15 protein-coding genes are annotated in these 15047 nt (G+C 33.5%); 8 read left to right on the top strand and 7 right to left on the bottom strand.

All coding sequences use genetic code 11. The features are described from left to right. The first annotated feature begins 64 nt into the window (after window positions 1-64). The gene (locus A9D35_RS02035; protein ID WP_066218322.1) at window positions 65-937 is read left to right on the top strand and encodes a DMT family transporter; all 873 of its coding nucleotides are present in this window, start codon (window positions 65-67) and stop codon (window positions 935-937) included. Window positions 938-951: 14 nt separating this feature from the next. Here the strand turns inward: A9D35_RS02035 and A9D35_RS02030 are convergent, their stop codons facing one another. The 6 genes from A9D35_RS02030 to A9D35_RS02005 form a co-directional block, all read right to left on the bottom strand. Beyond that, complete coding sequence (locus A9D35_RS02030; RefSeq protein WP_141675456.1) at window positions 952-1329, bottom strand: hypothetical protein; 378 nt, start codon at window positions 1327-1329, stop codon at window positions 952-954. 40 nt (window positions 1330-1369) lie between these two features. Then, entirely contained in the window at window positions 1370-1723 is a 354-nt protein-coding gene (locus A9D35_RS02025) for a hypothetical protein (protein WP_066218316.1), read from the bottom strand. Window positions 1724-1730: 7 nt separating this feature from the next. After that, on the bottom strand, window positions 1731-2147 hold the full coding sequence (locus A9D35_RS02020; protein WP_066218313.1) for a GreA/GreB family elongation factor: 417 nt from the start codon (window positions 2145-2147) through the stop codon (window positions 1731-1733). Between the two features lie 14 nt (window positions 2148-2161). After that, window positions 2162-3457 (bottom strand): Glu/Leu/Phe/Val family dehydrogenase, encoded by a 1296-nt coding sequence (locus A9D35_RS02015; protein ID WP_066218310.1) that lies wholly within the window; start codon window positions 3455-3457, stop codon window positions 2162-2164. Between the two features lie 387 nt (window positions 3458-3844). Next, window positions 3845-5170, bottom strand: coding sequence for a sigma-54-dependent transcriptional regulator (locus tag A9D35_RS02010; RefSeq protein WP_066218307.1), 1326 nt, complete (start codon window positions 5168-5170; stop codon window positions 3845-3847). Between the two features lie 2 nt (window positions 5171-5172). Beyond that, window positions 5173-6261: a sensor histidine kinase gene (locus tag A9D35_RS02005; protein ID WP_066218304.1), complete on the bottom strand. Its 1089-nt coding sequence runs from the start codon at window positions 6259-6261 to the stop codon at window positions 5173-5175. Between the two features lie 174 nt (window positions 6262-6435). On the opposite strand from A9D35_RS02005, the gene A9D35_RS02000 reads away from it, so the two are divergent. The 4 genes from A9D35_RS02000 to A9D35_RS01985 all read left to right on the top strand — a co-directional run bounded on the left by A9D35_RS02000 (window position 6436) and on the right by A9D35_RS01985 (window position 11019). Then, window positions 6436-7374 (top strand): EamA family transporter, encoded by a 939-nt coding sequence (locus tag A9D35_RS02000; protein ID WP_066218301.1) that lies wholly within the window; start codon window positions 6436-6438, stop codon window positions 7372-7374. A gap of 191 nt (window positions 7375-7565) precedes the next feature. After that, window positions 7566-8906 carry a DEAD/DEAH box helicase gene (locus tag A9D35_RS01995; RefSeq protein ID WP_066218298.1) on the top strand — a complete coding sequence of 447 codons (1341 nt, stop codon included), beginning with the start codon at window positions 7566-7568 and terminating at the stop codon, window positions 8904-8906. 5 nt (window positions 8907-8911) lie between these two features. After that, complete coding sequence (locus A9D35_RS01990) at window positions 8912-10225, top strand: DEAD/DEAH box helicase (protein WP_066218295.1); 1314 nt, start codon at window positions 8912-8914, stop codon at window positions 10223-10225. Between the two features lie 344 nt (window positions 10226-10569). Beyond that, window positions 10570-11019, top strand: coding sequence for a KTSC domain-containing protein (locus A9D35_RS01985; RefSeq protein ID WP_066218291.1), 450 nt, complete (start codon window positions 10570-10572; stop codon window positions 11017-11019). 69 nt (window positions 11020-11088) lie between these two features. Here the strand turns inward: A9D35_RS01985 and A9D35_RS01980 are convergent, their stop codons facing one another. Next, complete coding sequence (locus A9D35_RS01980; protein ID WP_066218288.1) at window positions 11089-11964, bottom strand: AraC family transcriptional regulator; 876 nt, start codon at window positions 11962-11964, stop codon at window positions 11089-11091. Between the two features lie 168 nt (window positions 11965-12132). Between A9D35_RS01980 and A9D35_RS01975 the strand changes: the two genes are divergently transcribed. From A9D35_RS01975 to A9D35_RS01965, 3 genes are all read left to right on the top strand, one after another. After that, window positions 12133-12429 (top strand): putative quinol monooxygenase, encoded by a 297-nt coding sequence (locus A9D35_RS01975; RefSeq protein WP_066218285.1) that lies wholly within the window; start codon window positions 12133-12135, stop codon window positions 12427-12429. 75 nt (window positions 12430-12504) lie between these two features. After that, the gene (locus tag A9D35_RS01970; protein ID WP_066218282.1) at window positions 12505-13518 is read left to right on the top strand and encodes a zinc-binding alcohol dehydrogenase family protein; all 1014 of its coding nucleotides are present in this window, start codon (window positions 12505-12507) and stop codon (window positions 13516-13518) included. A gap of 196 nt (window positions 13519-13714) precedes the next feature. Continuing rightward, window positions 13715-15046: a TolC family protein gene (locus tag A9D35_RS01965; protein ID WP_066218280.1), complete on the top strand. Its 1332-nt coding sequence runs from the start codon at window positions 13715-13717 to the stop codon at window positions 15044-15046. Window position 15047 lies beyond the last annotated feature (1 nt).

The raw sequence follows: 15047 nt of genomic DNA, 5'->3' as shown, positions 1-15047 counted from the left end.
ATGTATACTTTTGCGGCTTCAAAATTTCTGAAAGCAACCAATTATAATTAAAATACATTAGCGTATGCAATTAAAACAAGCTATTAAATTAATGCTTCTAAGTACACTAGCCTTTGCTTGTATGAATGGAGCAGTAAAGTATTTAGATAATATTGGTGCGTTTCAAATTGTATTTTTTAGATCGTTAGGATCGCTATTTTTTACCTTTCCTTTTTTACTGAAAAACAAAATTTCTATTATAGGGAATAATCAGAAACTACTTATTTTAAGAGGTGTAGTTGGACTAACCTCTATGGCATTATTTTTTATGTCTACTAAATATTTACCTATAGGTACTGCCGTATCCTTAAGATATTTAGCTCCGATTTTCGCTGCCATTTTTGCGATATTAATATTAAAAGAAAAGATTTTTCCACTACAATGGGTATTCTTTATTTTAGCATTTTTAGGAGTCGTAATATTAAAAGGATTCGACTCTAATTTAGACACCTACGGCTTAATAATAATTCTTATTTCAGCCTTATTTAGTGGTTTGGTTTATATTATTATCAGTAAAATGGGTAAATCTGAACATCCTGTTGTTGTAGTAAATTATTTTATGGTAATATCTGCTTTAGTAGGAGGTTTAGCGTCCATAAATTCATGGGTAACACCTGTCGGATTACAATGGGTATTTCTAGCTAGTTTAGGTGTTTTTGGATATTTCGGGCAGTTGTTAATGACTAAAGCTTTTCAAAATGCACAAACCAATCAAGTTGCTCCTATTAAGTATGTTGAAGTTATATTTACTCTAATTCTAGGGGTAACGATCTTTGGCGAATTTTATCCGTTTTGGTCTTTATTTGGTATTTTACTAATCATTGTATCTTTAATTGCTAACATTATTTATAAAGACAAAAAGACTAAAGAATTAGCGCTTAACAACCCTAAAAAGTAGTCGGTTGTAAAGATTTAAGTTCTGGTGAATTTGGTTAATTGATTATATACTTCTGTTTTTAGTGCCCTAAACTCTCTTACTAAAATTAAATATTCGTCTCGCTTTTTTTCGTGAAGTTTAGCACGTTGGGTATCATATTCTGTTTTTCCATAATCTAACTCTTGCCTTAGCACTTGATCGTAACGACATAAATCTGCCATGTTTAGCATATTTTTTCTTCTAAAATCTTGTATAGCATGTTGAATTTTTTCACTCTTTACAAGTTGTCTATTAATACTACTAAAAGCATTTAGTTCGGTATTCATAAATTCTAGATAGTCTGTCCATTGTGCAGTTTCTACGATATCTTTTTTAATAAACAAACGTCTATTTTCATCTGTTTTAAAATGCATTTGGTTTAGTATTGAGTTAGATTGTAACATGGTTTAGAAATTAATTGGTTAATTTAGATTTAAGCGATTGACACGTTTTTATATGTGCTAAATATTGATATTTATAGGTGTTGTGCTGTTGTAAAAAAGCCATTTCTATTTGAGAACTGTTGCAAACCGACCAATAATCTCTAAAACTTTTATAGTCTTTCAAGGAGTTTAAAATAGAAAGATTATGCTTTATTTTTAAATGCAGAGCATTCCTAATTAAGGCATGCTCTGCCAAGTTTTGTTTAGCATAAATCTGTTTTAATTCGATATCGATTTGTTGTAAATGATTAATCCAACAATGTATCTCACCAGAGCCTTTGTGGTGCGAATAATCCATCTCTATATCTAAATTAAATAGTTTCATATGCTTCTTATATTACAATATCTAAACCGCTATAATTATGTTCCTGTTCTACATTTACAATTCTTAATTCTTTTGTCCCATTAGGGAATTCCCAAATTATACTGTCGCCTAAAGCATAGCCGATAAGTGCAGAACCCATAGGCGTTAAAATTGATATTTTATTTTCTTTAAAGTTCTTATGCTGTGGAACAACCACTTGAATCGTTTTTTGCCATTCATCTTGAGCAACAGTCACATGGCTATTAAAACGAACCACATCCTCTGGCATCCGTTCGTGATCTACAATTTCTGCATCATGTAATTCTTGAGTCAGTTTTTGCAATGACTTTTTAGTTTCTATATCCTTAGAATATCCCGAAAGATTTAAGATGCGCTTTAAATACACAAACTCTTTTTTTTCTAGTATAAGCTGTCCGTATTTCATTTCTTATCATTTATTTATGGAAAAATTCCACGTTGTATATATGCTTTTTCTATACGCTGAATGGCAATGCTAAACGCAGCTGTACGCATGTCTACGCCTTCCGAAATACTATAATCGTAAACCTTATTAAAGGATTCTTTTAATACTTTTTCAAGTTTTAAAATCACTTCATCCATGTGCCATAATTCTCCGTTTCTATTTTGCAACCACTCAAAGTAACTACCAATAACGCCTCCTGAATTACACAGAATATCTGGTATAATTTCTATACCATTTGCTAATAAAATAGCTTCACCTTCTACGTTGGTAGGACCATTAGCGCCTTCAGCAATTAAATTTGCTTTAATAGAAGCTGCATTGTGTTCGGTAATCTGATTTCCTAAAGCAGCAGGAATAATAATATCACATGCGAGTGCAAAGAACTCCTCTTTTTCTATAGCTTCAGAGTTTGCGAAGTTTTTTATACTGCCTTCATTGTTTGTTACATATGCTTGTAATTGTTTTACTTCTATTCCTTCCGATTTATAAATACTAGAAAATGCATCTTGTACTCCAACCAAAATGGCACCTTCTTGTTCCATAAAATGTGATGCCCAATAGCCAACATTTCCGAAACCTTGAACGATAAATGTTTTACCTTTTAAATTTACGTTTCGTTTTTCGGCCCATAATTTTATGGTTAAAAACACTCCATATCCTGTAGAGCGATCACGACCTTCAATACCTCCAGAACCTACAGGTTTTCCAGTAACAACATGTTGGTAAGTCGACCGTTCCGAAGGACCTTTTGTAGACATATAAGTATCTGCAATCCATGCCATGGTTTGTGCATTGGTGTTAACATCGGGCGCAGGAATATCGTGCTCTGGTCCGATATTATCGCCTAAAGCGTAGGTGAATCGTCGTGTGATACGTTCTAATTCTGATTGAGAATATAATTTTGGATTGATTTGTATACCACCTTTAGCACCACCATAAGGCAGTCCGGCCAACGATGTTTTCCAGGTCATCCACATGGCTAAAGCTTTTGCGGCATCTATATCTACCGTTTCATGATAGCGTAAACCTCCTTTATAAGGGCCTAAAGCATTATTGTGTTGTACACGATATCCGGTAAAAATTTCAACATCGCCATTGTCCATTTTTACAGGAAAATGAATAATGATTTCATTATTAGTAACATTTAAAATTCTTCGAATATTCGGATTTAAATTTATGTGATCTGCAGCTTTATTAAACTGTTCTAGCACATTGGCAACCATGCCTTTTTCGTTTTTCTTTACTGGTAATTGAATATCTTTTGTGATCATATTACACTGTTTAAAATAGTATTATTTGTAGACCAAAATTTATTTGATTCCTAATTGACGTTGCTTATTTGCTAACTGAAAAAGGTGGATGTTTTCAAACTCACTACAGGACCATACCTTACTTTTTTGTGTGGTTAGCGCACAAGTATTTGCATGCAAACACTCTGGACAAATATTAAAACCGGGTGATTTCATAACCTATATTTTTATTTACATTATGTAATAGGCAAGTGTTATACCAAGGCATTTTATAGTCTTTGCCAAAACCAATATTCCCTTTAAAACACTTAATTTTAAAGGGATTATTACTGAAATAAATTTTTTTGTTATTTTTTGAAGTGGTACAAATTTACCCATCTGGGTACTTTATGCCCGACATTGAAGTGTTTAGTCTTTAAGTTTTTCGCGTAAGGTTTTTCTATTAATTTGAAGAATTTCTGAAGCCTTTGTTTTGTTATTATCACAGGCCCGAAGTACTTTTAAAATATATTGCTTTTCCATATCTTTTAAAGGCATTAAACTGTCTTGAGGAAAATCGATAGTATATTTCAAGGATTCAGGAAGTGCTGAAACCGTAACTAGATTGTCGCTAAGGATTACAGCACGCTGAATAATATTTTCTAATTCTCTTATATTCCCTGGCCAGTTATACCGCAATAAAATGGGAAGGACTTCGGGATCTAGTTTTGCAAACCGATCTTTGTATTCTACACCATATTTAAGCAAAAATTTATCGACTAATAGCGGTATATCTTCTTTTCTATTTCGAAGTGGAGGCACATCTATCTCAACAACGGTTAACCGGTAATATAAATCTTCCCTAAAAGTTTTATTTGCAATCATATCTTTTAGGTTACTGTTGGTGGCCGTAATAATTCTTAAATCGACGGTTTCGGCTTTTTGGGACCCTATTTTTACAACTTCTTTTTCTTGAAGTACGCGAAGCAGTCGGGATTGCACAGCTAAGGAGGCATTACCAATTTCGTCTAAAAATATAGTTCCGCCTTGTGCGGCTTGGAAAAAGCCATTTCGATTACTATCGGCACCGGTAAATGCTCCTTTTACGTATCCAAACAATTCCGCTTCTAACAGATTTTCTGGAATTCCGCCACAATTTACAGCTATAAATGGTCCTCTAGCAAACTGCCCCTGATAATGAATAGATCGTGCAACAAGTTCTTTTCCTGTACCACTTTCTCCTGAAATAAAAACCGTTGCTTTATTATTTTTAACGCGTTCTATTCGCTCAATAACACGCCGAATGCCTTCAGAATTTCCTGTAATTTCACCGTATTTTGAATCCGTAAAGGTTGTAGTATTTTTAATCTTCGATTGAGTTTTATTATTTTTAAGTGTTTTATCTAACGCTTCAATCAATTCATTTTTAGTGAAAGGTTTTGTGAGATATTCTACTACACCAGATTTAATAACCGCCAAAGAATCTTGAATAGAAGGGAAGCCTGTTATTACCAATTTAGGCATATTAGGGTAGTGCTCTGACGTGAATTTTAAGAGTTCAAAACCGTCAATTTCGGGCATTTTTAAATCGGTAATAAGCGCATCTATTTTGGTATCTTTTAAAATGCTTACAGCTTCGCGAACAGAAATGGCTTTAAACGTATGGTAGTTTAAGGCTTGTAAATGGCGCTGTAATAATTCTAAAATATGAATATCATCATCTACAAGTAAAATATTTTCTTTTAGTACAGACATGCTTAATCTTTTGGTAGTTTAACAATAAATACGGCTCCTTTAGGATGGTTTTTTTCAACAGAAATCGTACCCTTATGACTTGTTACTATGCCATGAACGACACTTAAACCTAAGCCAGAACCTTCGCCAACTGGTTTTGTGGTGAAAAATGGTTGAAAAATTTTATCTGCAAGCTCTTCTGTAACACCATCGCCTTCATCAGATATTTTTAAACACACGATGTCTTGTTTTTCCGAAATTTCAATAGTAACTAAATCGTTTGGTTTAGAAAAATATATGGCATTTATAATAAGGTTAAAAATAATCTGAGTCAGCTGAATGGTATCTGCCTTTAATTTTATAGTTTCATTATTAATTTTTACGAGGTGTTTTACGTCATGTTTTCTAAAACTAGGCTCTAATAACGCTACCGCATTTTTTAATAGCGGAACAATATTAACCGTACTCATTTGATGTGGCATTTCACAAGCAAAAAACATGAGCTTTTTAACCACCTCGCGAGAATAAATGGCACTGTTTAAAATTTTATCAAGGTCTTCTAATTCTTCTTTTGTTGTAAGTTTGGCTTGTAGTAATTCGGCAAAACCTAAAATATTAGCAAGAGGAGTATTAAGTTCGTGCGCGATTCCTGCAGTAATTTCACCCAAAATGTTAAGACGATCATTGCGCTCCATTTTACGTTTTAAAGCAGCTTCATTTTTAATAATTTCTATACGTTCTAGTAATGTGCCTAATTTTAAAGCAACGTTATTAAGTAATAATTGCTCTTCGTTTAAAAAAGAATGTTCCTTTAAATTTTCCGAAGTATAACACGCTTTTATAAAGCCATTTTCTATATTAAATAGTTTTATAGGCGCGATAATGCTGGGCGATTGTATTGTTGTTTTATCGGTTTCAACATAAACTCCTTTATGTTCAATTGTAATTTGCGTGTGTTTAGGATACTGAAATGCTTTCTTTAAACTATAACAAATGGCTTGAAAGGTATCGTCTATCTGCTCATAATTGGCATGGGTAAGGATAGACGATACCTCGTATAAACAGGTTAATTCTTTTATCCGTTCTTTTAAAGCATGTTCGGTACTATTCATAAACTTTAGTATTTGTTATAAATTTACACAATTATTAGCCCATTATTTTTGTTGAAATTATAATGTACCAAATAATTTATTAATATGATTTTTTTAATATGATTAAGGACTCTAGCTTGTTTTAATTTCATAATATTACCGGCCAATTATTTTTTAACCACAACACGACCAAATATGGGAAAACCTAAAAAAGGCTTACTAATTATTCTTTCGTTTTTCGCCATATATGTTATTTGGGGATCTACCTATTTAATGAATAAAATTGTAGTTACAGAAGTTCCTCCATTTTTATTAGCGGCCATACGTTTTTTAACTGCAGGCGTATTAATTATGATTATTTCTAAACTATTGAAGCTTCCCCTTCGCGTTTCAAGACCGCAACTAATAAACTGTATTATTGCCGGATTTTTATTTTTAGTTTATGGAAATGGCGTTTTCGTGTGGGCTTTAAAATATGTAGATAGCGGATTTGCCGCATTAATAGCTGCCACGCAACCCTTATTTGTTATTTTTTTAATGCGTATTTTTCACGGAAACACCATTAAAACCAAATCCTTGATTGGCGTAGGGTTGGGCATGTTCGGGATGTATTTATTAATAAGCCAGGACACCTTACAATTAACCCCAGAAAGTATTATAGGCATTGGCATGTTGTTTAGCTGTGTTTTATGTTGGAGTTCGGCTAGTATATTTGTATCGAAAGCGAATTTGCCTTCGCATTTTTTTGTGAGTACTGGCTATCAAATGATATCGGCAGGAACCATTTTAGCGATTGGAAGTTTAGCCTTTGGAGAACCATGGACTAGTCCGTTACTATGGAGCCATAACGCACAAATTGCCATGGTTTTACTAATAATTTTTGGTAGTATTGTGGCCTTTACAGCCTTTAATTATTTATTGAAAGAAGTATCTACAGAAAAGGTATCTACCTCTGCTTATGTAAATCCGGTTATCGCATTGTTGTTGGGGTGGTATGTGTTGGACGAACAAATAACTTTACAATCTATGATAGCTGCTGGTATTTTATTAACCGGGGTTTACTTTATCAATTCGAAGAAAAAAATGGTGATCTTTTCTCGTTTTAAACGAAATTTAAAAGCTCAAGAAAATTAGAATACTATGCTTATTACGGTTTCGAAATACGAATCGCTGAATAAGGTCTTGAAATTGGAATAAACTTAGCTACTGTCTAAAATATTTAACTATGGACTTTTATAGCATACAATTCTACTTAAATAACCGATTATATTAGAATTGCGACCATTCCCGAGAAAAGTGTGTTTATCTTTGCAAAAAAATACACCATGTCGCATTCCTTTTCAGAATTAGGGTTAAACGAAGACTTGCTTCAAAGTTTAGCCGATTTAAAACTTACTGTTCCTACAGATATTCAAACTAAAACCATTCCTTTAATTTTAAAGGATACTAAAGATGTGGTGGCTTTGGCTCAAACAGGATCTGGTAAAACGGCGGCTTTTGGATTGCCTTTATTACAACATATTGATGTTGAAAATACGTCTATTCAAACTCTAATTTTAGCGCCCACACGTGAATTAGGTCAGCAAATATTTGCCAATTTAACGGCCTTTGCATCACATAGTTCCGAAATTTCTATAGCTTCTGTTTGCGGAGGTATTCCTATAAAACCTCAAATCGAACGCTTAAAATCGCCAACACACCTAGTTATTGCAACACCGGGTAGATTGGTCGATTTGGTAAAACGTCAGGCTATAGACATTCAAAACGTGTCGACTCTAGTTTTAGATGAAGCCGATGAAATGGTAAGTGCCCTTAAAGTAGATTTAGACGAAATTATCAAAATACTTCCAAAATCGCGACGCACCTTATTGTTTACAGCGACTATGCCTGGAGCGATTAAGCAACTTATTCAGAATTACATGTCTAAACATGTGGTTCAGGTAGAAGCCCATATGGAAACCAAAGGGCATCAAGGCATCGACCATCAATATATTGTTGTAGAACCTATTGAAAAACTAGAGATTTTACTTCATATTTTAAAATCTAAGGAAGGGCAACGCGGTATTATCTTTTGTAAAACTAAAGCGGCCGTTAATAAATTAGCCAAAAACTTAGCTATAAATAAATTTTCGTCGGGTGCCATTCATGGAAGTTTAACACAAGGGATTCGCGACCGTATTATGGGACAGTTTCGTGAAGGCTATATCGATATTTTGGTGGCAACAGATTTAGCTGCTCGTGGTATAGATGTGAAAGAGGTAGCTTATGTTATAAATTATCATTTGCCAGATACCTATGAAGCTTATGTGCACCGAAGCGGACGAACTGCAAGGGCAGGAGCAAAGGGTATGTCTATAACGATTCTCCAAGAAGAAGAAGTTCCAGATATAGCCGATTTTGAAGCTGAATTAGACATTAGGTTTTCGGAGTTAAAGAAAGCCAATGCCGAAAGTATAGCAGAAAATAATGCCTTGATTTGGGCGAATAAAATATTTAAAACGAAACCTAATCGTGAGGTGTCCGAAAGTTTCAGAAATAAAATACATACCACCTTTCATCATTTAACCAAAGACGAATTGATCGATAAAATTTTGGCACAATACCTACTTCAGAATACTGCCGTTAGTTCAAAATCTGAACCCTATAAAAAGAAAAAAAATAAATAGTTGCCATGGCGAACCTATTAAAAGAACAGCAGGATATTTTAAATAAACTAAATATCCAAGCCTTAAATCCTATGCAGGAAGAAGCGCTTTTGGCCATAGAACATACACCGAATACTGTTATTCTTTCGCCAACAGGTACAGGAAAAACTTTGGCTTTTTTATTGCCTATGTTAAAACTATTAGAACCAGAAGTTCAGGATGTTCAGGCCTTAATTGTTGTACCAACCCGGGAATTAGCAATTCAAATAGAACAAGTACTTCGCGAAATGGGTACTGGTTTTAAAGTAAACGCAGTGTATGGCGGTCGCCCGATGTCTAAAGATAAAATTGAAATTAAACATGTACCGGCAATTTTAATAGGGACTCCGGGACGAATTTTAGATCATTTTAGCAATAATAGATTTACCAGAGATGCCATTAAATTTTTAATTCTAGATGAATTCGACAAGTCTTTAGAGCAAGGTTTCGAAGAAGAAATGCGTGGTATTTTAAATCAGTTACCCAATTTAGAAAAGCGCGTATTAACCTCGTCCACCCAAGGAGTAAACATTCCTCATTTTGTAAAGTTACATCAGCCACTTATTCTAAATTATTTAGATGTTGCTGTAAAATCGAAGTTAGCCATTAAAACGGTAATTTCTCCTTCGTTAGACAAAGCAAATACCCTTGTTGATTTATTGCATCATATTGGCCCAAAACAAGGTATTGTTTTTTGTAATTTTCGTGACAGTATTGAAAGTGTTAGCGACATTCTTCGTCATAAAAACATTAGCCATGCTTGTTTTTCTGGCGGGATGGAACAAAAAGATAGAGAGCGCGCTTTAATTACGTTTAGAAATGGAAGTAGTCAAGTTCTATTAGCGACCGATTTAGCGGCGAGAGGAATAGATATCCCGGAATTAAACTTTATTATCCATTACGAATTACCACATGCTAAAGAAGAATTCACGCATAGAAACGGCCGAACGGCTCGTGTAAACGCCAAAGGAACCGCTTATGTATTAAAAGGAAGCCAGGAAGAATTACCAGAGTTTATAGACCAAGACAATCCGATTGATATTTCTAAAAAAGCAGCTTTTAAAGCTCCGTTTTGGGATACCTTATTTATTTCTGGTGGGCGAAAAGATAAAATCTCGAAAGGGGATATTGCCGGACTGTTTTTAAAACAAGGCGGATTAACAAAAGACCAATTAGGTATTATAGAATTAAAACAAGATTGCGCTTTTGTCGCCGTACCTAAAACCATGGCAAATGAATTGGCTGATCGTTTAAATAATTCCCGACTTAAAAAGAAAAAAGTACGGATTTATATATTGTAGGTTAGATTTATAAATGTTTATAAAGATAATAAGGCGCTGAACTAAATTCAGAGTGATATTTAGATGAAGTGTACGTCATACTGAACTCGTTTCAGTATCACACAAATAGTATAAGTATTCATAATATTAGGGTGCTTGAGCGGAGTCGAAAGCCTTTTCAACTGTATCTCGACTCCGCTCGATAAACCTTAAACCCAATATAATCCCCGTAAACTAATCACAAAATTTAATCACAAAATAATATTAATCTAACGTATTGATTTTTAGTACTTTTTTTATTTTAAAAAGATGATGTAAACTCGAATATTAAGACGTACTTTTGCCGCTTCAAAAAAATAATTATTATGAAACGCATAACGGAATACAGAAAACTTTTTGAAGTTGATAAAGATGCCGATTTAAAGACTTTAAAAAAACAGTATCGCAATCTTGCTAAAGAATGGCATCCAGATAAATTTCAGGCAGGAGATCCGTTAGTGGAAGAAGCTGAAGCTAAAACCCGTAAAATTACAGATGGTTACCATTTTCTTGTAAGTATTGCTCCAGAAACTAAAGAAGCCAATAAAGAGGTGTATGCAGAAACTATTAATTCTGGTGTGGCCGATTTTCAGTGGAAAAATTTAGTTTTAGAAATTACCTTTCAGGATGGGGCAATCTACGAATACTTCGGGGTTACAAAACCTATCTATATTAAAATGATAAATAGCGATAAAGTGAATCGTTTTGCAAAACGTAACATTTATCCGAATTACATTTACAGAAAATCGAAACGTATTCTTGAAACTGCTGAATAAGCATTTTCTATAGAGTTTCTACACCTATAAAAGCACAATATTGCAATAGATATTGTGCTTTTTATTTAATTAAGCAGGACGTTTTAAAAGGATATATTCGCCCTTAGATTTAAATGCTTTCATAGACATCCCGACATACCGTTTAAAGGTTTTAGAGAGATGACTCACGTCGGTAAATCCGAGATCGTCTGCAATTTCTGTTAGAGTAAAATCGGAATTTAATAAGCGAATTTCTACCAATTTTAATTTCGCTTTAATTATATATTCCCGTAAAGGCATATTCACTTGCTTTTTAAAAAACTCGCTCACATAGGTGGGAGACATTAAAAAGACATCGGCCAAATGATCTACTTTTAATCGTTCTGGAGTATCTAAATGTTCATTAATATATCTAAGCATAGCGGAAATTCTTTCGTCTTGATGGTTGTTAGAAACATTCGAAAACGCACTTTTTTTAATATTCCGAATTAAAATCTCCATAATACTCGTTAGAAAACTTGTAATTAGCGACATAGATTCTTCGCCATAATTTCTAGTTTCCATAAGAATCATATCTATAAGACTATTTAAATATTGCCTGTCGGTTTCATGCTTTATAATATCTCCGGGTAACTGATTGTAATTAGATAGAATATAAGCTGCCTCCTTAAACCATGCATTTCTATCTATTGCAAAGCGGTTTGTGGTTTTAAAAAAAGCATCGGTGAACTTTAAAAAGACAAATTTTGTTGGCTTTATTAACGTATACGAATGGCATTTTAAAGGCGGTAATAAAAAAATACTTCCGCTTTTAAAAGGATACTCATTATAATTTATACACTGCGTACCTTCACCTTCTTTAATAAGGACCAACTCGAAAAAATTATTTTTAACAGGACGCTGTTCCCAGCTTGTTAATTCTAATTCTTGTATTTCAAAAGGTTTGTAGGTGTGTAAAACTTCCATTTTATATCATTTTCAATGTAAATTTAATGAAAACGAATGAAATTTTATGTATTTAGGATGTATTAACCTTTAAAAGTACAACATTACCCTTTTTAGTTACCAATAATTGTATGGATTCTAGGGTATCTTTGTAAAACAAAACTGAATACAGGAATTAAAAGGAAAATTATGACCTCTAATCAATTAACAATCGTTACACGTATAGTTACAAAAGAAGAACATCTAGAATTCGTAAAAACAGAACTATTAAAGTTAATACCGTTTGCAAAAACAGAACAAGGTTGTATTGCCTATTATTTACATCAAGATATTTCTGAACCTAAAATTTTCATGTTATACGAAAAATGGGGAAATCCAGAATTATGGCAACTTCATATGAAAAGTAATTATATGGTTAATTTTATGAAATTAACTGAAGGTACTTTAGAAGAATTTGAAGCCCGAGAAATGATAAGTATTATTTAATTCTAATCAGTAAAATTCAATAACATCAAACTTATTTAATCAATTTTATAACTAAAAATTCAAAAATTTATCAATATGAAAGCTATCGGATTTAAACAATCATTACCCATTACAGCAGCGGAAAGTTTTATCGCTTTCGAAACAATAAAACCAAATCCAACCGGACACGATTTGTTAGTAAAAATTGCAGCTATTTCTGTTAACCCTGTCGATTTTAAAGTGCGTCAAAGTGCCGCTAAAGAAGCACCTCTTGAAACTCCAAAAATTATTGGTTGGGATGCCGTGGGCACAGTAGAAGCGGTAGGTGAAAGCACTTCTAAATTTAAAGTGGGTGACCAAGTGTACTATGCCGGCGATATTACCAGACCAGGAAGTAATGCCGAATACCAATTAATAGACGAACGTATTGTTGGTAAAAAGCCTAAAAGCTTAAGCAATGCCGAGGCCGCAGCCATGCCTCTAACAAGTTTAACCGCTTACGAAACCTTGTTTGATAGAATAAAAATTAATCCCGAAACCGATAAAGGTAAAACGGTTTTAATTCTTGCCGGAGCGGGAGGTGTAGGGTCTATAGCAATTCAACTGGCTAAAAAATTAGGAAATTTAACAGTCATTGCGACGGCATCGCGAGAAGATTCTATACAATGGTGTAAAGATTTAGGAGCAGATTTTGTGGTGAATCATCATCATTTGAAAGCTGACTTAGAAAAAATTGGTCACCCGGAGGTGGATTATATTTTAGATTTTGTCGATTTAGAAGGCTATTGGGATCTTGCAGCAGAACTTATAAAACCACAGGGCCATATTGTTTCTATAACGGGAAGTAATACCCCTTTAAATTTAAATGTCCTTAAAAACAAAAGTGTCACTTTTTCTTGGGAATTTATGTACACACGTTCTATGTTTACTACCGAGGATATGGACAAACAACATCAGATTTTAAATCAGTTGGCCGATTTATTAGATGCAGGTACCATTAAACCAACGCTAACAACCACGTTACAAGGTTTTACAGTAGAAAATCTTAAAGAAGCGCATCGCTTACAAGAATCTGGTAAAAGTATAGGAAAAACTGTGATTGAGTTTTAATACGCTTCCTAACAATTCAAAAATATAAAAAGCTCTAGACCAACTAGAGCTTTTTATATTTTAGGCATTAACTAAAAATCCCATCGATTAAAACACCGTTTTCGTATAGAGAAAAGGGGCAAACTTCTATTGTCTTTTATATAATGCGTATATAGTCTCAATTTTGAAGTGTTAAATGATAAACACATTCAAAACAATGAAAATTATTTCTCAACTCTATTGCTTTTTCTTTGTTATAATCGCTGCGGCACAAACCACAGATTCTATACCTAAACCTGAAATTTGGTCTTTAGACGATTGTATCAATTACGCAATTGCTAATAATATTACGGTTAAAGATGCCGATTTAAGTAAAGAAATTTCTGAGGTCGATTACGACCGAGCAAAATCACAAAAATTGCCAAATTTGTTTGGTAGTTTATCTCAAAATTTTTCTAATGGGAACTCTATCGACCCTATTACGAGCGAGTATGTTACCGACCAGATTTACTCCTCAAATATTGGAGTTAGTTCGTCTATGACTTTATATCAAGGAGGACAATTAAATAATCAGGTAAAACAAAATAAACTCATTGTAGACCAAAGTGAATTTTTAGTTGAAGAAGCTAAAAACAGTATTATAGTAAGCATTTTAGAAAATTATCTTCAAATTTTATATGCCAAAGAAGACATTACTATTGCAGAAAATAATTTAGAAGCTTCAGAAAAAGAAGTCCTTCGCGCTAAGGCTAGACTAGATGCAGGAAGTATTGCGCTTAACGATTATACAGAAGCTCAGTCGCAAGCAGCTACCAATAAATACAGTGTTATTGCAGCAAAAAACAACTATCAGCAATACATTATTGCTTTAAAACAATTGTTAGAATTAGATCCTTTAGACAACATAGAGGTTGAAGACATTTCCGATAATATGGACCTCATTAATCTTGAAATGGATAAAATGACCATCTATTATAAAGCTTTAAATATTCTTCCAGAAATGGATGCTAGCGATTTAAATATTGCCATTAATGAAAAGGAATTAGATATAGCCAAAGGCGGATATTTACCAACATTATCGTTGGTAGGAAGTGTAGGTTCTGGATATACCAGTATTGCAGATATCGATTTTGCAGAGCAATTAAACATCAACTTCAATCAAAAAGTAGGGGTGAGTCTTACCATTCCCATTTTTAATAGAAATGAAACTAAAAATGCAGTAAAAACAGCCAAAATTAATATTGAACGGGCTCAAATTCAGAAGCAAACTACAGAAAAAGAAATCTATAAAAAAGTAGAAACGGCATATCAAAATGCACTTTCTGCGCAAGAACAACTTATAGCCGCAGAAGCTTCACAAGAAGCGGCCTTACAATCGTACACTTTGGCTAAAACCAAATACGAGTTGGGTGAATTAAGTACTACCGATTTAATCATCAATCAGAATACGTATACCGCTGCACAACAAAATTATATTCAAGCCAAATACTTAAACATTTTATACCACCAATTACTTCAATTTTATCAAGGAAACGACATTAAATTATAAT

The sequence above is a fragment of the Formosa haliotis genome, assembly GCF_001685485.1.
GTDB lineage: Bacteria > Bacteroidota > Bacteroidia > Flavobacteriales > Flavobacteriaceae > Formosa > Formosa haliotis.
This window is presented reverse-complemented; position numbering and strand designations above follow the sequence as displayed.